The following is a 19160-nucleotide window of genomic DNA, read 5'->3' as shown; positions in this document are numbered from 1 at the left end:
GGGGCGGGGCGACTTGGGGCTCGGGCGGGAGCGCGACGGCATCTCAGCTCGCCGGCGCCGGCTCGGGTGCCTTGTCGGCGACGGGGAGGTCGCCGCCGATCGCGGTGATCGTGCGGGCGATGTTCTGCCGCTGGTCGGCGTCGGTCTCGGGGTGCTCGCTGAGCTCGCGGAGGATCTGCAGCATCAGCGTGCGGGTCTCGGCCGGACCGTTGTTGATGATCTGCTCGAACTGCGCGGTGCAATCGTCCTCGTCGCCGCGGGTGCGGAGGATCCGGATCACGCAGGTGTAGGCCCACTCCGGCGCGCGGTGGTAGAGCGAGGGCAGGCCGCCCAGGAGCACGGCGAGGTACTGGTCGAACTTCTCGAGGACGTAGAGGATGTTCCAGTAGACCCCGTGCGGGTCGTTGTCCTCGAGCAGGTCGAGCAGGCGCGGCAGCACGGCCGGGTCCTCGATCTGCTCGAGCAGCTCGACCAGCGGCGGCAGCTCCTCGCGGATCTCGACCTCGGTGCCGAACTGGGCGAGGTGGTGGATCCGCTGCAGCAGGCCGCCCAGGTTCTCGAGGCTGGGCGGCGGCGGCTCGTCGTCGAACTCGTCGTCCTCCTCGGCGATCTCCAGGACGCTCTTCTTGCGCTCGGCCGGCGGGACGGCGGGCTGAAGCGTGAGCGGGGACAGCGGCGCAGCGGGCGCGGCGGGGGTGGCGCGGGTCAGCGCGGCCTCGTCGAGCTCGTTGCCGTCGCCGGCGCCCTCGTCCTCGATGTCGGCGCCTTCATCCTCGCCGTCGCCCTCGGCCTCGACCTCGTCGATCTCCTCGTCGACCTCGACCTCGGCTTCGACCTCGTCCTCGTCCTCGAACTCGGGCTCACGGGCCTTGGCCGGCTTGCGCGCGGGCTTGGCGACCTCGGCCGGCTTGGCCTTGGCGGCCTTGGCCGGCACCTTGGCCTTGGCCTCGACCTTGGCGGGCTTGGCCTTGGCGGCCTTCTTCGGCTCCTCGACCGCCTTGGCGGGCTTGGCGGGCTTGGCCGGGGCTGCCTTGGCGGCGACCTTGGCGGGCTTGGCCGCCTTGGCCGGCTTCTCGGCGGGCTTCGCGGCGGCGACCTTCTTGGCCGCGGCGGGAGCCTTCTTGGGCGCTACCTTGGCGCTGGCCTTCTTGGCGCTGGTGCTCTTGGCGGCCGTGGCCTTGCTGGTGGCCTTTTTGGCGGGTTTGGATCGCGTCGACGCTGCCACGGGGCTTTTCTACGCGATCGTACGCGGGGATGGCAAGCCCTCGAGCGAGAGGGGTAGACTCCGGGCCGTCATGGCGTCGCGAACAGTGGTGGATTCCGTGGTGTGCGTGGAAGCTCCGCCGGCGGGTGCCGCGGCGGCCGAGGACCGCGCCAGCGCCCTGCGGGCCCGCTTTCCCGGGGCCATCGTCGAGCGCTATCTCGACCGCGCGCCCGAGGTGGGTCGGCGCGTCAGGATTGCCGCAGGCGCGGCCGTGATCGGCGACGTGCTGCTCGCCGACGACGTGAGCGTCTGGTACGGCTGCGTCCTGCGCGGCGACGTGAACCGCGTCGAGATCCGCGAGCGCAGCAATGTGCAGGACGGCACGGTGGTCCACCTCGGCGACAACGATCCGACCTTCGTGGCCGAAGAGGTCGTGATCGGCCACCGAGCGGTCGTCCACGGCTGCCGGATCGGCGGCGGCACGCTGGTCGGGATCCAGGCCACCATCCTCGACGGCGCGGTGATCGGCGAGGGCTCGATCGTCGGCGCCGGCGCGCTGGTCACCGCGGGCACCGTGGTGCCGCCGCACTCGCTCGTGCTCGGGGCCCCCGGCAAGGTGATCCGCACGCTGACGGCCGCCGACGAGGCGATGCACCGTGGCCTGGCGCACAAGTACGTGCGCCTGGCCCATAATTATCGCGTCGGTTGAGGCCGAGCGCCGGGCGCGCGGCCGGCGAGCCGATCTGAGGTCGCCCGCCCGCGAACTCGCGTGCGCCGGTCGCAAGGCGCGAGGTCGATCCTCGCGGCGTCAACCCGTGGTCGTCGAGCTGCTCGAGGTCGAGCCCGTCGTGCCGGTGGTGGTGGTGTCGCCGGTCGTGGTGGTGGTGTCGCCGGTCGTGGTGGTGGTGTCGCCGGTCGTGGTGGTGGTGTCGCCGGTCGTGGTGGTGGTGTCGCCCGTCGTGACCCCGAGGTCCGGCGGCTCGCAGATGCCGTCGGCGGTGCGGCAGCGCAGGTCGCCGCAGCAGGACTGATGATCGAAGCACCAGCGGCCGAGGTCGAGCGCGCCGATGCACGCGCTCTCGTCGGCGCACTCGGCCGGGCCGCGCTCCCCGCCGAGCTCGCCGGTGGTCCGGCCGTAGTCGGCGACGCAGATCGCGTCGGTCTCGCAGTCGCCGCTCTGCATGCAGCCGGTGGTGCTCGAGCTGCCGGTGCCGGGCGTCGTGGCCTGGCCTCCGGTGTCGCCGTCGGTCACCGCCGGCAGCGACGGCGGGCGACAGGCGGCGAGGACGAGGACGACGGCGAGGCGGCGCACGCCGGCGACGATAGCAGGCCCGGGCGCGCGGCTCGAACGCCGCGCGAAGCGCCCCCAGGGCGGCGGCCCGGCGGTCACGGCTCGAACACGCAGCGGACGCGGAACGGCTTGCGGTCGCGCGGGATGGTGGTCTCCTGGCCCGACTTCGGGTCGACGATCCAGGCCTGCGCGGCGTCCTCGGCGAAGGCGGTGCGGGTCCAGTGGAAGCCCTCCGCCTGCTCGAGGTCGGCGATCTCGCCGAAGCGCTTGACCTCGTCGCGGTCGGGCAGGCGCCAGTGCTTGAAGCCGCCGAGCTCGAGGTCGCGGCAGTGCGTCTCGCCGGCGGGCTGCAGCTTGTCGGGGCAGGCGTGCTGGGCGTCGCAGCGCTGGACGTAGATCGGCTTCTTGCGGTCGGGCAGCAGGGCGGCGCCCGCGGGCGGGGCCGGCGGGTTCATCTTGGGCTCGGCGAACGGCTCGGCCTTGGCGGGCGGCTCGGCCGCCTTGGCGGGTGGCTCGGCGGCCGGGGCGGGGGCGGTCTTGGCCGCTTCGGAGCCGCAGGCGGCCAGGAGGGCGAGGACGAGGAGCGATCGCGCGATCACGAGGGCAGGGTAAACAGGTCGGGGCGGATTCAACAAGGCGACGACAGCGCGAAAGCGCGCGACGTGGGGGCGGCTCGCGGGCGGCGCCAGGAGAGGTGAGCGGTCGGAGAGACGACGTGGTGGTCTTGCGGGCGCGGGGCGGCGGGGCAGGTCGCCAGGTGAGGTATGGTCGCGGGGATGGCCGGCACATGGATCGCGCTGCTCTGGGCCCTGACGGGCGAACCCGCGAGCGGCGAGGCGGCGGCGGGCGAGGTCGTGCGCGCGAGCGAGGGGTCGACGGACGAGGCGAGCGGCGATTACTCGCGGGCGCCGGGGGTGGAGGTGCCGCCGGCGATCGAGGCGCGGCTGGCCGAGCTGGCGGCGGCGTTCCGGCGGGCGACCGGCAAGCCGCTGGTGATCACCGACGGCACGCGGCGGCCCGAGGTGCAGGCGGAGCTGATGCTCCGCAACCTCGAGCGCGGCGACGACGTGGTCCGCAACTACGCCAACAAGTCGGCGGCCAGGGCGGTCGCGGAGGCGTACGCGAAGGCGCGCGAGGCCGGACGCACGGCGGCGCTGGCGGCCCTGACGGCGGTGATCCGCACCCAGGTGGCGGCCGGTGATTACGTGTCGAAGCACCTGCGCGAGGGGGCGGTCGACGTCCGCTGCCTCGACCTCGACAAGCGCGAGCGGGCGGTCCTCAAGAAGCTGGCGAAGGCCCGCGGGATCGCGGTGGTCGACGAGAGCCGCACGAGCACGCCGCACTATCATCTCAATTTCGTGCGGTGAGCGGCTGGCCTCGAGGGCATGTGCCTGGGGGCATGTGCATCGGGGCATGTGCTTTGGGGCATGTCCTCGAGCGCTGTGTGTCGCGGGGGTCGAAGCTCGGCGGAGAGCGGGCCGGCGCGGGGCGCCGAGGTCGCGAGCGGCGACGGCTTCGAGCGCGACGCCTCGACGGGCGAGGTCGGGGGCGGGCTGCGCGGGATTCCGCAGATGAAGAAGGGCTGAAAATTGTCGGCGGGCTGCGTGCGACCTGGGCGGAAAGGGCTCGTCCTTCTTCTGCGAGATGAATCCCGCATCGCGCACTCTTTCGACTTCTCTGTTCGCCCTCGCCCTGGCCGCTTGCGGCGACAGCGGCAGCGACCCCCTCACCGCCACGGCCGGCGTCACCGCGACCGACCCCGGGCCGACCAGCGAGACCTCGCCGCAGACCACGACGGGCGCCGACACCACGACGGGCGACGACACCACCACGGGGACGCCCGAAGACCCGACGACCAGCAGCAGCACCACCGACGCGGTCGATCCGTGCGACGCCTGCGGCGAGAACGCGAGCTGCCGCGGCGACACGTGCGTCTGCGACGAGGGCTTCGAGGGCGACGGGCAGACCTGCTCCGACGTCGACGAGTGCGCGGGCAAGAACGACTGCGCCGTGGACGCGACGTGCTCCAACACGCCGGGCGGCTACGACTGCGCCTGCAACGAGGGCTACAAGGGCAACGGCTTTGTCTGCTCGGACGTCGACGAGTGCAACGAAGACCTCGACATGTGCAGCCCGAACGCGTCCTGCACCAATCAGGACGGCGGCTACAAGTGTACCTGCGAGGACGGCTTCACCGGCGACGGCTTCACGTGCAACGGCAGCAAGCAGTTCGGCGAGAGCTGCGAGGCCGGAGAGGAGTGCGCGAGCGGGCTGTGCCTGGTCGGCGGGTTCGACATGTGCACGGTGCCGTGCTCGCAGAACGTCGCCAACGACTGCGGCGCGCAGGAGTGACCGGCCTGTGCGTGCAGGTGGGGGTCGACCAGTACGCGTGCGCGGGCGACATGACGTTCGGCGCGGACAAGGACGACGAGGTGCTGCAGGCCGGTGACAAGGTGTCGCGCACGTTCCAGACGAAGACCGACGCCGACCTGTTCCTGGTCAACATCGCCATCGCCGGCGACTACGCGGTGATCGCCACGCCCGACCCGGACGACGACATCCAGCTCGACTTCTACCAGGCCGACGCGTCGGAGTTCGGCACGGTGAACATGTTCGGCGTCGGTCAGGCGGAGAGCGCGATCATCACCACCCAGCCGGGGGTGTTCTTCATCGTCGCCCGCAACATCGGCGCCAGCAACGGCAACTACACGATCGAGGTCGTCAAGCAGTGACGGCGGCGGCGTGGCCGGCGAGCGCACCAGGAGCGTGACGGCGACGGTCGATGCAGCGGCGGTGGCTCGACGAGCGAGGTCGTCGAGCGGCGACCGGCGCGGCCGGCGAGTCGACCAGGAGCGCGACGGGGACGGTCCACGCAGCGACGGCGGCGCCACGATCGAGGTCGTCGTGCCGGGGTCGGGGCAGCGACGGCCACGCGCTCGAAAAGGTCGAACCATGACCGGAGCGGCGAGGCCGGCGAGTCGACCAGGAGCGTGACGGCGGATGCTCGGCGCGGCGACGGCGGCTACACGACCGAGGTGATCGAGCCGTGACCGGCGCGGCGAGGTCGGCGAGCGCACCAGGAAGGAGTCAGCGGTCAGGGAGGACACGAGCGGGGCGGTCGCCGTGCTCCCGGAGCGGCGGAGTTGTGGCAGGATGCCGACTGCGCCGTGTCCACGCCTCCGTCCAGTCCGCCTGCCGACGCGCGCTCGCTCGCGGCCGCGCTCGCGCGCGCGGTGAGCCGCGGGGCGGCGGCCTGGCCCGGCCTCGAGGTGGCGCCGGCGACGTTCCAGGCGCACCTCGAGGCGCGGGTGCCGGGCGAGGGCGATCGGATGGCGGCGCTCGAGGCGATGGCGATCGAGGACCTCTATCTCGCCTGCGCGTGCGTCCACGGCGACCGTCGGGCGATCGCTGCGTTCACCGAGCGGTTCGTGCGGGTCAGCGTGGCGGCGGCGGTCCGCTCGCGCCGCGACGGGCCGGCGGCCGACGACATGGTCCAGCTGGTGCTCGAGAAGCTGCTGGCGCCGCGCGGGGAGCTGCCGCCGCGGCTGGCCGAGTTCAGCGGGCAGGGCGGGCTGCGGGCGTGGGTCCGCGTGACGGTGGTGCGCGCGGGCATCGACCTCGAGCGCGCGCAGGCGCGGCGGATCGTCGCCGACACGGGGGAGCCGGCCGAGAACCTCGAGGAGCTGGCGACGACGACCGACCCCGAGCTCGATTACCTCAAGCGGCACTACCGCGAGGCGTTCCGCGAGGCGTTCGCGGCGGCGCTGGCCGAGCTCGACCCGCGCTCGCGCAACACGCTGCGCCAGCACCTGGTGGAGCGCCTGAGCATCGACCAGATCGGGGCGCTGCAGGGGGTGCATCGGGCGACCGCGGCGCGGTGGATCGCCCGCAGCCGCGAGGAGCTGCTGACAGGCACGCGCGAGCAGCTGCGCGGCCGGCTCCACCTGAGCGAGGGCGAGTACGCGAGCATCATGCGGCTCATCGACAGCATGCTCGAGGTGAGCGTGCAGCGGCTGCTGTCGGGGTGAGGGCGGGTGGCTTGAAGGACATGTCTCGATAGACATGTCATCCCGAGGACGCGAGGTCGGGCGCTCGCCGCGTCGGCGGTGTCATCAATCGCGGTCTAATGGACATGTTTCAAAGGGCATGTCCTTACGATAATGTCCGCGAGGACATCCGAGGGCCGCCCGGTCAGGGCGCCGTCGCGGCGGTCCGGGTGAGCGTGAGGGCCTCGGGGTGGGCCGCGAACCAGCTGTCGACCGAGTCGCGCAGCTGCGGGCTCGGGTCCTTCATCGTGCGCAGCTGCTCGCGGGTGGCGGCCATCATCCGGGCCGCCCGGGCCCGCTCGGCGGGGCGCGCCCACAGGGTCCGCGCCAGGGACATCTGCGCCTCCAGCGGGCCGAACGGGTCGGCGCCGCGGGTGAGGATGGCGAGGGCGCGCTCGAAGCTGGCGATCGCGTCGTCGGTCCGGCCCAGGCGCTGCTGACAGTCGCCGAGGCGCTTCTGGGCCCGGCCGACGAGCTCGTGCTCGGGGCCGAAGTGCTTGGTGCGGATCGCCAGGGCCCGGGTGTACGAGGCCAGCGCGGTGTCGAGGTCGCCGGCGTGCATCTGCTCGCCGCCGAGAGCGATGAGCGTGGTGGCGAGGGCCGGGTGCTCGGACCCGAGGCCGCGCTCCTGGATGCGAACGCCGCGCTCGAGCAGGGCGCGGGCCTGGTCGTGGGCGTCGAGGGCGCGCAGGGTGATGGCGAGGTTGCTGAGGGTGAGGCCGATGTCGGGGTGCTCCGGCCCGAGCGTGCGCTCCTGGATCGCCAGCGCCTGGCGCAGCAGATCGTGGGCCTCGCCGTGCTCGCCGAGCTCGCCCTGGACCGTGGCGATGTTCTGCAGCGCGGTGAGGGTGCGCGGGTGGCCGCGCCCGAAGGTCCGCTCGCGCGTGGCGAGGACCTGGCGGAACAGGGCGACGGCCTCGCTGCGCCGGCCGAGGCGACTGAGAGTCGCGCCGATGTTGTTGCGCACGACGGCGACGTCGGGGTGATCGGGGCCGAACACGCGCTCCAGGGCCTCGGCGGCGCGGTGGAGCGAGGCGAGGGCTTCATCGTGACGACCCTGGCGCTGCAGGCCGACGCCGATGTCGCTGTGGGCCCGCGCGACGTCGGCCTCGTAGGCGGGGCCCAGCGCTTCGAAGCCGGCCAGCGCGGCGCGGTAGCTGGCGAGCGCCGGGTCGTACTGGCCGCGCGCGCTGTGGAGCTGACCGACGCGGACGGCGAGCTGCGCGGCGCGGGCGGCGTCGGCCAGGCGATGCACCGCCGCGTCGGCGCGCCGGGCCGCCTCCTCGGCCGCCGGGTACTCGGCCCGCGCGCGGCGGACGTGGACGAGCTCGATCCACCCGTCGGCGGCGGCCTCGACGTCGCCGCCCGCCTCGGCGGCCCAGACGGCGTCGGCGAGGGTCTGCTCGGCGGCCGCGAGGTCCTCCGCGAGCTCGGCCTGGGCCCGGCCGACCTCGACCCCCGCCTCGGCGACGGGCCAGCCGAGCTCGAGCTCGCGGGCCCGGGAGAGGGCGGCCTCGGCCTGGCTGCGGGCCTGCGACAGCTTGCCGGCGCGGCGGAGGGCGCGAGCCCTGGCGATCTCGGCCTGCAGCGCGGCTGCTTCGGGGCGCCCGGGATCGGGGCGGCCGCGGGCCTGGAGGGCCTCGATGTCGCCGCAGGTCTGCAGGCCGCCGAGCGCGTGGGCCATGGCCGGGGCGGCGAGGACGACGTCGGCGTCGGCGGTGACGAGGACGCCGGTGAGGGCGCCGAGCTCGTCGAGGCGGCGCTCGAGACAGGCGACGCGCAGGTCCATGACGGCCTCGGATTGCTCGCCGCGGGCCCGCGTGGCCAGGCAGTTCTCGGTGTAGGCGGCGGCCCAGGCGGCGGCGTGGCCGTCGAGGAGCGGGGCGACCGAGGCCCAGGCGGCGGCGGCGTAGGGGGCCCGGGTGGCGGCGAAGGCGGCCTGGGCGGTCTGGCGGGTCGGCGCGTCCCAGACGCCGCGCAGCTTGTCCTGCGCCCCGCTGCACAGCTGCGACCACGGCTCGGGGGCGCGCTGCCGGGCGACCACGTAGCCGCCGGCGGCCGTGGCCACGAGCGCGAGCAGGCCGGCGGCGAGCAGGCGTCGACGCGCGCGGCGGCGAGGCGTGGCCCGCAGCGCGGCGAGCAGGGCCCGCATGTCGGGGTGACGCGCGGCCGGCTGGACCTCGAGGCCGCGGGCGAGGATCGCCGCCAGCCAGGCCGGCAGGACGCGATCGGGCGGCGCGGGGCGCAGGTCGCCGCGGCGCACGTGATCGGCCAGCTCGGTCAGCGTGCGCCCGGGGAACGGCCGGACCCCGCAGACCGCCTCGTAGAGGGCGACGCAAGCTGAACTGATCGCTGCGCGCGTCGGCGGGGCGGCCGTCGAGCTGCTCGGGGGCCATGTAGGCCGGGGTGCCGAGCAGCGCGCCGGTGACGGCGAGGACGTCGGGATCGTCGGCCGCGACGGCGCTGGCGTTGTCGGCCGAGAAGACGCGCGCCATGCCGAAGTCGGCGACGCGGACGCGGCCGTCGGCGCCGACCAGGACGTTGTCGGGCTTGAAGTCGCGGTGGACGATGCCGGCCGCGTGCGCGGCGGCGAGGCCCTCGCCGGCGGCGAGGAAGACGTCGACGATCTCGCGCCACCCGCGGGGCCGCTGCGCGAGCCACTGGCGGAGGGTGCAGCCGTCGACGAGCTCGGTGGCGATGAACACCCGCTGGGCCAGGGCGCCGACGTCGTAGATGGTGACGACGTTGGGATGCGAGAGCTGGGCCAGCGCCCGCGCCTCCCGCAGCAGCCGCGGCTGGATCGCGCGCCAGCCGGCGTCGGCCTCGGGGCGGACGCGCAGCAGCTTGAGCGCGACGCGGCGATCGAGCTCGGGGTCGAAGGCGGAGTAGACGGTGCCCATGTTGCCCATGCCGATGCAGTCGAGCACGACGTAGCGCCCGAGGCAGTCGCCGCGCAGCAGGGGCGGGGCGTCGGCGCCGTCGTCGACGTCGCCGCTGCCGCGGCTCAGGTAGGCCTGGGCGTAGCGGGTGACGAGCTCGAAGCAGGCGCGACAGCCGTCGATGTGGCGCTCGACCGCGGCCCGGGAGAGGTCCGTGCCTGCGCCGTCGACGAACTGGGCCAGCGCGGTCTCGTCGAGGCACGGCCCGGGGTCCGTCGTCGCACCCGGGTCGGGATGTGGCGCGATCGCTGGCAAGGCGGGGCGGATGATAGTTCAGGCGGCGCGAGGCGGTCGAGGGCGGTGGGGCGCAGGGCCAGTACGTCCGCCCGGGGCTCGGCCCGACGACGGGCGCCGGTCCGAGACCTCGGGTCAGGCCCGCTCGAGTCCCCCCGGCGTCACCCCGGGGTGAGCGACGGTGGGGCGGCAGGCGGTGGTCGGGACATGTCTCTTGGGTCATGTAGAACCGGGCGACGGCGTACGTATGCGCACCGGAGCACGAGGGGCGCCGGAGGGCGGCACCACGGGTGCGATCGGACATGTCCTTTCGGGCATGTGAAGCCGGCGACGACGGCGGAGGTGCACGTCGGCGAGCGCGAGCACGGAGCGGGCGACCGCGATCGCGCCCGACGACGGCGAGCAAATGCTCCCCGAGCCGCGCGCAGGGCGGGCCAGCCTCGACCCTTGCGCGGAGGATATGGGAGCGGGTAGAGTCGTCGCGGCCGAAAAAGGTGGACCGGTTCGGTGAGCCCCGGTCAGCCCGCGCTCCTGCGGGTCGATGTTCCCCCGCGAGGGTGAGTTCCCACGGCCGTTTCGGGCGCTTCGCGCCCGGAAGGCTCACCATGCGCTTGAATCATCTCGACCTCCAGGTCACCGACGTCGCCCGCAGCGTCGATTCTCGAACAGATCTTCGGCCTCGAGCTGCAGTCGAACCGGCGCTCGCCGGTGATCGCCATCCTCGGCGACGGCGCCGGCTTCGTCCTCGTGCTGCAGCGGCGCGAGGCGGTGGCTTACCCCGAGGGGTTCCACGTCGGCTTCCTCGTCGACGACGTCGCGCTCGTCCACGCGGTGCACGCCCGCGCGACCGCGGCAGGCCTGCCGATCTCGCCCGTCGAGACCGACAACCGCAGCACTCGCACGTACTGCCGGGCCCCCGAGGGCTACCTGGTCGAGGTCGGCTGCCCGCGGGTCACCGCGTCGCGCGGCTGAGGCGCTGCCTCCACGGGCCGCTGACTTCGCTCGGCGGGCGCCGTAGCTCGGATCGAAGGACATGCTCTAAAGAACATGTCCTTTCTTGAGGTCTTGTCGGCGGGCGCCGCAGCTCGGCCCGAAGGACATGTTTCAAAGAACATGTCCTTGCTTGCAGGTCTTTACCCGGCGGCCTGCTCGGGGCGGGCGTAGGCGCGGGCGACCAGGCTTGCGAGGGCGGCGGCGTCGTGCTCGCCGGGGACGCGGCCGAGGGTGCGCTCCATGTCGCGGACGATCGGCGGGAGGGAGCGGCGGCGCTTGCCGCCGACCTCGGCCTCGGAGGCGAGCCGGTCGGCGGGGGGCGCTGCGGCCAGCTCGGGAGGTCGACGGCGCGGGCGAGCTCGTCGCGCTGGTCGGGACCGACCTCGGCGAGGGCGCGCAGGGCCAGCTCGCCGAGGATCTCGCCGGCCTGGGCCAGCTTGTCGCGCATGTACGCGTAGGTCTCGTCGGGGCTCATGTCGCGCGTGAGGTCGAGGTAGAGGCTGGCGAGCAGCGACGGGATCACCGGCAGGACGACGTTGACGGGGCGCGGGGTGTTGTCGATCCGGCGGGCCCACTCGCTCAGCAGCTTCTGGGCGCGGAACTGCAGCGCCGCGAACTCGCGGCCGAGCAGCTCGAAGCGCTCGTGCTGGTCGGCGGGCAGCTTGAAGACGCCGCGGAAGAAGTACTGGCAGACGAACGACCAGTAGACGAAGTCGTCCCAGTAGACCTTGGCCGGCAACACGCGCGGGCTGCCGTAGACCGGGGCGGCCTTGCGGTACAGCTCGCAGGTGGTGTCGAAGAACTGCAGGTAGAGGCGGTCGAAGCGCTCGGCGACCTCGGCGACGTCGCCGCCGCGCAGGCGGGCCTTGAGGATCTCGAGGGTGAACGAGGCGGCGAGGGCGATGAAGTCGGAGCCCGGCGAGTAGAAGGGGTCGTGGAAGGCGCCGGCGTCGCCGATCAGGGACCAGCGCTGCGGCGAGAACATGCGCGCGGTCGCGTGGCTGTAGTGCTTGAGGGTCAGGAAGTCGACCATCGGCAGGTCCTTGATCTGGGCGAAGCAGCGCGGCTCGTGCTTCTCGACCCAGGCGAGCGCGCTCGCGGGTGCGGACGGTGTCGAACGGGTGCAGCTCGTCGTGGACGACGATGCCGATCGAGGTGTGGTCCTGACCGTCGTCGCCGGGGGCCAGCGGGATGTACCAGAGCCAGTAGCCAGGGCCCATGAAGTGGACGGTCGAGTACCAGCGGATGTGCTCCGGGTCGCGCTGGTGCCACGCGGTCGCTTCGGCGGGGACGAGGTCGGCGACGTCGACGCGGCCGGGCACGCGCCACCAGGCGGCGTGGGCGAGGTGGCCGCTCGGGCGGGTGAGGCCGAGCTTGCCGCGGAGCAGGCCGCGGCGGCCGGTGGCGTCGACGAACCACCCGGCCCGCACGGTCCGCGGGTCGCCGCCGCCGTGGGCCTCGAAGCGGACGAGGTGGTCGCCGTCGCCCTCGTCGAGCTCGACGTCCTTGACGACGTAGCCCTCGATCGAGGTGACGCCTGCCTCTTCGTTCATGTCCCGAAGGTCCTGTTCGAGGCGGCCGCGGTCGAGCTGGAAGGAGGGCACCTTGGCCCGCTCGGGCGGACCGATCTCGGTGCGGTCCTCGAGCGCGTGGGTGTGGCCGCCGCCGGGAAAGAAGCGCAGGCCGTTCTTGAGGTAGTGCTTGGCGCGCAGGTACGCGTCGAGGCCGAGGACGACGCTGAAGAAGTGCGAGGACAGCTCGACCGAGGACTCGCCGACCTTGTGCGCGGCCACGGGCAGCGGCCGCCGCTGGCGCTCGATGACGCAGACGCTGGCCTCGGGGAGCTCGCGCCGGAGCAGGCGCGCGAGGGCTTGGCCGGCGAGCCCGCCTCCGCCGATCACGACGTCGAAGCGCGGGGGGAGCGACGAATCAGAGTGTTCCTGGGACATGTGCGCGAGAGCGGGGAGGAGGATAGCGGAGGGCGTGGCCCATGGTGCGTGCGTTCTCGCGCCGGTGAGCGGCGGCGAGACGTCGGCGATCGCCGGGCGAGGCGCGGCGATGGTGTTCCGCCCGGCTCGCTGGTCGAGATACCCTCGCGCGGAGATGCTTCGCCGCGTCGCGTGGGTGTCGGCGCCGATCGGCGCTCCAGCGGCCGCCGCGGCCGGTGTGGACGCCGGCGGCGAGGCCGCGACCGCGAAGCGCGCGCGCGGGTCGACCACGAGCCGGTCCGCCACGAGATCGGTGCGGTCGAGGGCGGGCGCGGTCGTGAGGATGGGCGCCCGGACGGTCGCCGCTGGCCGAGCCGAGGCCCGCGACGCCGAGGCGCGCTCGATCGAGGGCGCGGCGGCCAGGGCGCCGCGCGCCGGCGGGCGCCGGGCGCATCCAGGGGCATGTCGGGAGAGACATGTCTTTTGGAGAATGCTCGATCAAACATGTTTTTAAGAACATGTCCCAAGGGGCTGCGAGGAGGGCGGGCGTGACCGGCACGGCGGCGGCGCTCGCGGAGCGGCTCCTCGACGATCCGGACGACGCCGAAGCGTGGGCGGACGGCTTCGCCGTCGGGGTGACGTTTCATGTCGGCGGTCGTCGCGACGCCCGCGGGCTGCACGAGCTGATGGCCGATCGGCGGGCGCATCTGTTGAGCCGGCTCGAGCTCGTGTTCGCCGAGGAGGCGCCGGCGTGCGGGCTGGCGGCGCTGGAACAGGCCGATCTGGGGCGCCTGCGGACGTTGCGGGCCGCGTTCTCGCCGGTCGAGGGCGCCGCGCTGGCGTTGCTCGATCTGCTGAATGCCTCGATCGACGGGGCGCCGTTTCGCGGGCAGTGCCGGTCGCAGGTGCTGGTGCGCAGCGCGAGCGAGCGCGGGTGGATCGCAGGGTTCTTGCGCGAGCAGGCGCCGGCGCCCGAGCCGGTGTTCGCGCGGCTGAACAAGTCGGCGCTGTGCCCCGAGCCCGAGGCGCCGCTGCCCGGCATGAGCTTTCCGTCCTCGCCGGACTTCGAGGCGGCGTTCCCCGCGGACTGGGACGCGCCGCGGCACGAGGAGGTGATCGCGGTGTATGCCCGCGCCCGCCTGTGGGCGTTGCGGCGGATCTTCGCCGCGCCGATCACGATGCTGGGCAAGGAGCTGTTCCTCGACCCGACGCGGTTCGTGGTCGAGGATGGCCGGATCCACGTGCTCTCGCGCGAGCGGCTGGGGCCGGTCCACTTCGCCGGCGCGGTGTTCTTCCAGCCCGAGGACTTCGTCGGGGTCGACGGCACGATCGACGCGCTGCAGCCGTTGGTGCCGCCGATCGCGTTCCGCGAGGAGGGCGAGCTGCTGCACCTGTGCTGCGATCTGTTCCGCAACGCGTGGATGGTGAGCCACCGCAGCGAGGCGGTGCCGGTGCCGCGGATCCGGACCGAGGACGACGTCGCGCCGGATCATCCGGAGTGGTTGCTCGCGGCGTCGCTCGACCGCGACGGGCTGATCGCCGAGACCGCCGACGAGCTGCCGCGGGGCAAGCGTTCGCGCCAGCGGTGATCCGAGCCTCGCTGCCGGTCGGGATCTCGCGCCAGAGGTGACGCGAGCGCCGCTGCCGGTCAGAACTTGGCGCCGAGAGTGAGGCGGGCGTCGAACATCGCCGCGACGCCGCCGCGGCCGATGTCGAGGGTCACGCGCGGCTCGAAGTCGAGGAGGAAGTGGTCGCCGAGCATGCCCTGGATGCCGGCGCCGATCGGGGCGGAGAAGGCGGCCCCGGTGCTGTCGAGGCTGCTGTTCGACTTGTCGCTGGCGACGTGGATCACCGCGAAGCCGGCGCCGAGCAGGACGTAGCCGAACAGCTTGTCGCTGCCGCTGCCGAGCCGGACCTCGCCGAGCGCGCGAAAGACGTGGGTGCGGAGGCGCTCCGTCTGCGGGTTCAAGTTCGGGGTCAGCCCGTCGACTCTCTGCTGATTGAAGAGGTGCTCGAAGGTGAAGCCGTAGGCGCCGATGAAGGCCGAGTTCTGCGCGGGGATGATGCCGCCGATGCTGGCGCCCCAGCGGTAGAACACGGTGCCCGGCGAGCGGAACGGGACGGCGACGATGCCCGGCGAGACCAGCAAGTAAACGCCGCGATCGTGGAAGCTGCCGTCCTCGGCCGCGGCGCGCTCGGCCCGGCGCTCGGCCCGGGCGAGCTGGGAGCGGCGCGACGGCGCGTCGTCGAGGGAGGGGTCGCTGCGGCGGGTGACCTCGTCGATGCGCACCGCGGTGATGTCGGCCTTCGCCAGGTCGGAGATCGCCCCGTTGGGCTCCTTGAAGGCGACGGTGCCGGCGTCGTGGCCGAGCACGCGACCCCGCATCTCGCGGCCGCCGATGGTGAGGATGACCGGGCGGTCGACGTAAGCCGACCAGTCTGTCTCGGCCGGGGCAGGCGGCTCGGCCGGGGCGGGCTCGGCGGGCGGCGGGACGGCGTTCGACGGGGCGGTGGCGTCGGCGGCGAACGGGTCGGCCGCGTCGCCGGCCGGGGCGGCCGTGGCGGGGAATGCGACGAGGGATACGACCAGGCACGCCGCGACGGCGGCTGCCAGGGGACGGATATGCATGCGGCGGAGTCTATCCGTTTTCGCCGAGACACGGCGTCGCGGTCGCGGGTGGGCGAAGCTCCCACGGCGACCGTGGCCTCCAGCGAATTGATTGCATGTTTTAAGAGACATGTTCACATGGGCATGTCCTTCTAGACATGTCGCAACGGGCCCGCAGGGGGGCGTTCAGGTGCGCCAGCACTCGACGCGGTCGATGGTCTTGTGGCTCTTGTTGTCGACCGCGCTCCAGTAGACGATGCAGCGCTTGCCGGCGATGAAGGCGCTCTGCAGCAGGCCGAGGAGCTCGGGGTAGAGCGGGTTGTTGCGCCACAGGCAGGCCCAGGCCGACTTGCCGGGGATCGACGGCTTCATCTGCACGCACGGGCCCCGGCCCTGGACGGCGCTGTCGAGGTGGATCAGGTCGATGCGGCCGTGGTTGTTGCCGGTCAGGTACTCGTCGTCCTCGTCGTCGGCGCGGGCGGGGTTCGGCGCGCCGAGGACCGCGAGGAGGAGGGCGGTGCGGACGAAGTAATGCATGCGGGCGTTTCTGGGCGACGGGTGGCCCGGCTCCACCGGCGATCGGGCCGGCGGCTGCGGGCGATCGCGCGCGAGGCGGGCGGTCCTGCGGGGGTGCATCGGCGTTCGCGGGGCCTGTGATCGCGGCGACAGGGGCCCGGCGCGGGGCGAGCACGGCCGGTGCGAGGTCCGAGGCGGGTCGCGCGTCGCCGGCGGCGACTCCAGGTAGGATCGCGGCGATGTTCGTCTCGCGTCGCGCCGCCTCGCTCCTGCTGTCGCTGTCGTTCGCCTGCCAGGGCCAGGTCGGGGAGCCGACCGACACCGCGGTGTCGCAGTCCTCGTCGACGACGACCACGAGCGGGACCGCCTCGACGACGACGACCACGACCACGACCACCGCCGGCGAGGGTTCGACGGTTGACGACGGCTGTGACGCCCACGCGATCGGCGATTGGGGCGAGTGTGCGCCCGGCAACCTGGCCGGCTGCGGCTGGCAGGCGAGCGGCACCGACGGCGAGCTGCTGTGCCTCGCGCCCACCAGCGGCGGCTTCAATGTGTGCGGGATCCGCAACTGCGTCGACGTGTGCGACTGCTTTGCCCCGCCGGCCACCGGCACCGCGGTGCCGGTGTGCGCGGCGATCCTCGGCAGCGGCGCCAACGGCTGCGCGCTGTACTGCGCGGGCGGGCAGGTCTGTCCCGACGGGATGGAGTGCCAGTCGGGCTATTGCTACTGGGAGGGCTGACCCGCCGGCGATCCTGCGGGCCTATCGGACATGTCCTGGTAGACATGTCCGATGGGTGCTGCACGAGCGGGCGCGGCGGGTCCCGGGCCGAGCGCGGAGGCGGGTCGCCGGACCGATCGGACATGTCTTCGGAGACATGCCTGAACGATCAGGTGGCGGTCGGACGGGCCTGGGCGGCGCGGCGGGTGACGACGTCCTGCAGGGCGTGGCGCATGTCGCGGAGGATCCGCATGCCGCGGAGGTCGAGGTCGAGGTCGACGAAGGCGCGGGCGAGGTCGGGGCGCACGCCGCAGAGGACGCACTCGGCGCCGAGCAGGGCGACCGCGCGGGCCATGATGCCGATGGCGGCGGCGGTCTGCTCGTCGCAGTCGTCGAGGCCGGTGAGGTCGAGGATGACGTGGCGCGCCCGCGTGCGCGCGAGCTCGCCGAGCAGGCGCTCGGTCATCTGGGCGCTGCGCTCCTCGCCGAGGATGCCGATGATCGGCAGGGCGAGGACGTCGCTCCAGACCTCGAGGACAGGTGTGGACAATCGCTCGACGCTGCGGCGCAGGCGGGTGATGAGGGCCCGGTTCTCGCGGTCGAGCTGCTCCAGCGCGGCCTTGGCGTGGGCCAGGCCGTCCTCGACGCGGCGGCGGTCGGCGGCGTCGAGGGCGCGGGCGACGGTGTCGGCCAGCGAGGCGGCGAAGAGCTGCTCGTCGCGCGTGAACTGCCGCGCGGGGCCGACCTGCTCGTTGCAGAGGACGCCGACGAGGCGGCCGCGGCGGCGGATCGGGGCGTCGAGCAGGGCGCCGACGCCGAGCGGGCCGAGGTAGTCGCGCGCGAGCTCGCGGGTGGCCGGGTGGTCGTGGACGTCGGCGACGACGAGGGTGCGCGCGTCGGCGAGGGCGCGGAAGTAGGACGGGAACAGGCCGGCGTCGAGCTGCTGCACCGGGTCGGTGTGGTGCTCGTGCGACCCGCGGAGGTAGAGGTCGAGGCACTCCATGGCGGCCTGGTCGGCGGTGTAGATCCACACCGACGAGCGCCCCAGCTGCAGGCCCTCGGCGGCGGCTTCCGTCAGCACCGCCAGCGCACGATCGAGGTCGCCGGCGTCGATCGCGTCGCTCTGGGCCACGCGCAAAAGCAGCTGCTCATGCCGCTGCAGCGCGGCCTCCCGCTCGGGCGCGAGGTCCTGTCGCTTCTCGTCCACCATCGCCTCTACCCTGTATCACACCGGGGCTTAGCGGCGAATTCTGCAGGCGATCCGCCGACATGAGCGAACGCGCTCATTCGGTGTACCAGGGATACAGGGTGACGTCGCCTACGTCGTAGGTGCCGGCGCCGTTCAGGACGACGGGGACCGCGTCGAAGCGGACAGTCGACCCGCCCGGCGTACCGGGGCCCTTGGTTTCGTCGACCGCGACCTCGATCGCGCCGTAGGCAATTCCCTTGGCGCTGAAGCCGCCGGCCGCGTCGCTGCGCACCAGCTTGTCGCCGACCCATACGGGGACGTTCCGGACCCGCTTGCGCGACACGCCGTCGGGGACGAGCCGACCGCGGACGGTGTACGCCTCGCGGGCGGACGGTTGTTCGCCACGCCCGAGCAGCCAGGTAGTCCCGGTGTGACCGACGGCGAGCAGCAGCGGTCCCCGCGGACCGCCGCCGGCGAGCAGGCTGAGATCGAACCCGCCGGCCAGCGAGATCTCGACCTGCGGCGCGCCGGTGGCCGCGTCCAGGCCGACGAGGATGTCCCACGCGCGCCTGACGTAGACAGCGTCGTGGTCGGCCAGCAGCACGTCGGGTTCGAGGCCGTCGCGCCGCCACAGCTCGCGACCGCTGACCGCGTCGCGCGCCCGCAGCTCGACCTTGCCGCGGCGGTCGGGGACGTCGAAGGCGAACAGGCGGCTGTCCTCGAGGACAGCCGGCGCGGCGCCGCCGTCGTTCGGGTCGACGCCCCACACGCAGCGCGCGGCGCCGCCGGCGATCCGCCCGAGCTCGGCGCCGGTGGCCGGGTCGAGCCGGCGGTGACCGTCGGGCCCGGGCGCCTCGACGATCAGGGCGCCGTCGCCGGTGACGACGCCGCAGCCCTCGCCGACGGCGACGCCGGACCAGAGGATCGCGCCGGTGGTCGGGTCGAAGGCGAGCAGGCCGCGGTCGCCGCGGACGTAGCCGCGCTCGCCGTCGGTCCACGTGCGACTGGCGCGGGTGAACGGCTCCTGCTCGCCGCCGCGGAGGCGCCACAGCTCGCGGCCGTCGGCGAGGCCGAAGCCGACGATCGCGTCGACCTGCTGGCCGTAGATCTCGGCGACGAAGGTGCGCGGGGCGACGAACTGCTCGTAGGTCGAGCCGTAGTTGGCGAACGGGATCTGCCAGCGGATCCTGGAGGTGCCGCGCTCGACGGCGACGAACCGCAGGGTGCTGGACCAGCCGCCGCGCATGAGCAGGAGGTCGGTGCCGAGGCTGCGGACGGGGATGAAGTCGCGCAGGCCCTCGGGCAGGGCGGCGCTCGAGGGCGCCGCCGAGGCCGAGGTCGTCGGGCTTGCCGTCGTCGACGCCGGCGAGCCAGTCGTCGCCGACCGGCCACCAGCGGGCGGCGCCTTGCCGGGTCTCGTGGCGGCGCACGATGGCGAGGTTGGCCAGCGGGCGCTCGGGGGCGTGCCGCGGCGCGGGTGCGGCGAGCAC

At 73.6% G+C, this 19160-nt stretch carries 18 protein-coding genes and 2 pseudogenes; 9 read left to right on the top strand and 11 right to left on the bottom strand.

The features are described 5' to 3' along the window. Positions 1 to 43: 43 nt before the first annotated feature. A complete protein-coding gene (locus tag OV079_RS20260; protein ID WP_267770481.1) occupies positions 44 to 1225 on the bottom strand; it encodes a hypothetical protein in 1182 nt (393 codons plus the stop codon). Here OV079_RS20260 and OV079_RS20255 point away from each other — a divergent pair. Further along, complete coding sequence (locus OV079_RS20255) at positions 1173 to 1913, top strand: gamma carbonic anhydrase family protein (RefSeq protein ID WP_267770480.1); 741 nt, start codon at positions 1173 to 1175, stop codon at positions 1911 to 1913. The genes OV079_RS20260 and OV079_RS20255 overlap by 53 nt on opposite strands. Before the next feature lie 99 nt (positions 1914 to 2012). Here OV079_RS20255 and OV079_RS20250 read toward each other — a convergent pair whose 3' ends face one another. Both OV079_RS20250 and OV079_RS20245 read right to left on the bottom strand, forming a co-directional pair. Then, a complete protein-coding gene (locus tag OV079_RS20250) occupies positions 2013 to 2516 on the bottom strand; it encodes a hypothetical protein (protein WP_267770479.1) in 504 nt (167 codons plus the stop codon). Positions 2517 to 2590: 74 nt separating this feature from the next. Then, on the bottom strand, positions 2591 to 3094 hold the full coding sequence (locus OV079_RS20245) for an Lcl C-terminal domain-containing protein (protein WP_267770478.1): 504 nt from the start codon (positions 3092 to 3094) through the stop codon (positions 2591 to 2593). A gap of 177 nt (positions 3095 to 3271) precedes the next feature. Between OV079_RS20245 and OV079_RS20240 the strand changes: the two genes are divergently transcribed. The 5 genes from OV079_RS20240 to OV079_RS20220 all read left to right on the top strand — a co-directional run bounded on the left by OV079_RS20240 (position 3272) and on the right by OV079_RS20220 (position 6523). Beyond that, on the top strand, positions 3272 to 3862 hold the full coding sequence (locus OV079_RS20240) for a hypothetical protein (protein WP_267770477.1): 591 nt from the start codon (positions 3272 to 3274) through the stop codon (positions 3860 to 3862). A gap of 60 nt (positions 3863 to 3922) precedes the next feature. Further along, positions 3923 to 4081, top strand: a complete 159-nt coding sequence (locus tag OV079_RS20235; protein WP_267770476.1) for a hypothetical protein — start codon at positions 3923 to 3925, stop codon at positions 4079 to 4081. Positions 4082 to 4139: 58 nt separating this feature from the next. Further along, positions 4140 to 4847, top strand: a complete 708-nt coding sequence (locus OV079_RS20230) for a calcium-binding EGF-like domain-containing protein (protein WP_267770475.1) — start codon at positions 4140 to 4142, stop codon at positions 4845 to 4847. Beyond that, complete coding sequence (locus OV079_RS20225) at positions 4805 to 5227, top strand: hypothetical protein (RefSeq protein ID WP_267778885.1); 423 nt, start codon at positions 4805 to 4807, stop codon at positions 5225 to 5227. The genes OV079_RS20230 and OV079_RS20225 overlap by 43 nt, the downstream gene beginning before the upstream one ends. A 435-nt stretch (positions 5228 to 5662) precedes the next feature. Then, positions 5663 to 6523, top strand: coding sequence for a sigma-70 family RNA polymerase sigma factor (locus tag OV079_RS20220; protein ID WP_267770474.1), 861 nt, complete (start codon positions 5663 to 5665; stop codon positions 6521 to 6523). Between the two features lie 163 nt (positions 6524 to 6686). On the opposite strand, the gene OV079_RS20215 is transcribed toward OV079_RS20220, so the two are convergent. Both OV079_RS20215 and OV079_RS58240 read right to left on the bottom strand, forming a co-directional pair. Next, positions 6687 to 8804 (bottom strand): tetratricopeptide repeat protein, encoded by a 2118-nt coding sequence (locus OV079_RS20215; RefSeq protein ID WP_267770473.1) that lies wholly within the window; start codon positions 8802 to 8804, stop codon positions 6687 to 6689. An 85-nt stretch (positions 8805 to 8889) separates the two neighbouring features. After that, positions 8890 to 9735: pseudogene (locus OV079_RS58240) on the bottom strand (serine/threonine-protein kinase); the annotation flags it as partial. Positions 9736 to 10422: 687 nt separating this feature from the next. On the opposite strand from OV079_RS58240, the gene OV079_RS20210 reads away from it, so the two are divergent. Then, positions 10423 to 10686: a VOC family protein gene (locus OV079_RS20210; protein WP_267770472.1), complete on the top strand. Its 264-nt coding sequence runs from the start codon at positions 10423 to 10425 to the stop codon at positions 10684 to 10686. Here the strand turns inward: OV079_RS20210 and OV079_RS20205 are convergent. Continuing rightward, positions 10667 to 11740 carry a hypothetical protein gene (locus OV079_RS20205; protein ID WP_267770471.1) on the bottom strand — a complete coding sequence of 358 codons (1074 nt, stop codon included), beginning with the start codon at positions 11738 to 11740 and terminating at the stop codon, positions 10667 to 10669. The genes OV079_RS20210 and OV079_RS20205 overlap by 20 nt on opposite strands. A gap of 163 nt (positions 11741 to 11903) precedes the next feature. Then, positions 11904 to 12656: pseudogene (locus OV079_RS58235) on the bottom strand (NAD(P)/FAD-dependent oxidoreductase); the annotation flags it as partial. 455 nt (positions 12657 to 13111) lie between these two features. Between OV079_RS58235 and OV079_RS20200 the strand changes: the two are divergent. Then, complete coding sequence (locus tag OV079_RS20200) at positions 13112 to 14224, top strand: hypothetical protein (RefSeq protein WP_267770470.1); 1113 nt, start codon at positions 13112 to 13114, stop codon at positions 14222 to 14224. A gap of 59 nt (positions 14225 to 14283) precedes the next feature. Here the strand turns inward: OV079_RS20200 and OV079_RS20195 are convergent, their stop codons facing one another. Then, complete coding sequence (locus tag OV079_RS20195) at positions 14284 to 15264, bottom strand: hypothetical protein (RefSeq protein ID WP_267770469.1); 981 nt, start codon at positions 15262 to 15264, stop codon at positions 14284 to 14286. A 165-nt stretch (positions 15265 to 15429) separates the two neighbouring features. Further along, the gene (locus OV079_RS20190) at positions 15430 to 15780 is read right to left on the bottom strand and encodes a hypothetical protein (protein WP_267770468.1); all 351 of its coding nucleotides are present in this window, start codon (positions 15778 to 15780) and stop codon (positions 15430 to 15432) included. A 218-nt stretch (positions 15781 to 15998) separates the two neighbouring features. Here OV079_RS20190 and OV079_RS20185 point away from each other — a divergent pair, with 218 nt between their 5' ends. Then, the gene (locus OV079_RS20185) at positions 15999 to 16502 is read left to right on the top strand and encodes a hypothetical protein (RefSeq protein ID WP_267770467.1); all 504 of its coding nucleotides are present in this window, start codon (positions 15999 to 16001) and stop codon (positions 16500 to 16502) included. Positions 16503 to 16650: 148 nt separating this feature from the next. Here OV079_RS20185 and OV079_RS20180 read toward each other — a convergent pair whose 3' ends face one another. Together OV079_RS20180 and OV079_RS20175 are read right to left on the bottom strand one after the other, a co-directional pair. Next, the gene (locus OV079_RS20180; RefSeq protein WP_267770466.1) at positions 16651 to 17691 is read right to left on the bottom strand and encodes a GAF domain-containing protein; all 1041 of its coding nucleotides are present in this window, start codon (positions 17689 to 17691) and stop codon (positions 16651 to 16653) included. A gap of 73 nt (positions 17692 to 17764) precedes the next feature. Beyond that, on the bottom strand, positions 17765 to 18916 hold the full coding sequence (locus OV079_RS20175; RefSeq protein ID WP_267770465.1) for an outer membrane protein assembly factor BamB family protein: 1152 nt from the start codon (positions 18914 to 18916) through the stop codon (positions 17765 to 17767). Positions 18917 to 19160: the final 244 nt, after the last annotated feature.

Source organism: Nannocystis pusilla (assembly GCF_026626665.1).
Taxonomy (GTDB): Bacteria; Myxococcota_A; Polyangia; order Nannocystales; family Nannocystaceae; genus Nannocystis; species Nannocystis pusilla.
The sequence above is the reverse complement of the archived record's forward strand: the minus strand, read 5'-3'. Positions and strand labels throughout refer to the sequence as shown.

What these genes read in the sequence shown, in the direction of transcription:
- OV079_RS20240 (WP_267770477.1), top strand. Translation starts at nt 3,272, where the DNA reads ATGGCCGGCACATGGATCGCGCTGCTCTGGGCCCTGACGGGCGAACCC.
- OV079_RS20235 (WP_267770476.1), top strand. Translation starts at nt 3,923, where the DNA reads ATGTCCTCGAGCGCTGTGTGTCGCGGGGGTCGAAGCTCGGCGGAGAGC.
- OV079_RS20230 (WP_267770475.1), top strand. Translation starts at nt 4,140, where the DNA reads ATGAATCCCGCATCGCGCACTCTTTCGACTTCTCTGTTCGCCCTCGCC.
- OV079_RS20205 (WP_267770471.1), bottom strand. Translation starts at nt 11,740, where the DNA reads ATGGTCGACTTCCTGACCCTCAAGCACTACAGCCACGCGACCGCGCGC.
- OV079_RS20200 (WP_267770470.1), top strand. Translation starts at nt 13,112, where the DNA reads ATGTCTTTTGGAGAATGCTCGATCAAACATGTTTTTAAGAACATGTCC.
- OV079_RS20195 (WP_267770469.1), bottom strand. Translation starts at nt 15,264, where the DNA reads ATGCATATCCGTCCCCTGGCAGCCGCCGTCGCGGCGTGCCTGGTCGTA.
- OV079_RS20190 (WP_267770468.1), bottom strand. Translation starts at nt 15,780, where the DNA reads ATGCATTACTTCGTCCGCACCGCCCTCCTCCTCGCGGTCCTCGGCGCG.
- OV079_RS20185 (WP_267770467.1), top strand. Translation starts at nt 15,999, where the DNA reads ATGTTCGTCTCGCGTCGCGCCGCCTCGCTCCTGCTGTCGCTGTCGTTC.
- OV079_RS20180 (WP_267770466.1), bottom strand. Translation starts at nt 17,691, where the DNA reads ATGGTGGACGAGAAGCGACAGGACCTCGCGCCCGAGCGGGAGGCCGCG.
- OV079_RS20175 (WP_267770465.1), bottom strand. Translation starts at nt 18,916, where the DNA reads ATGCGCGGCGGCTGGTCCAGCACCCTGCGGTTCGTCGCCGTCGAGCGC.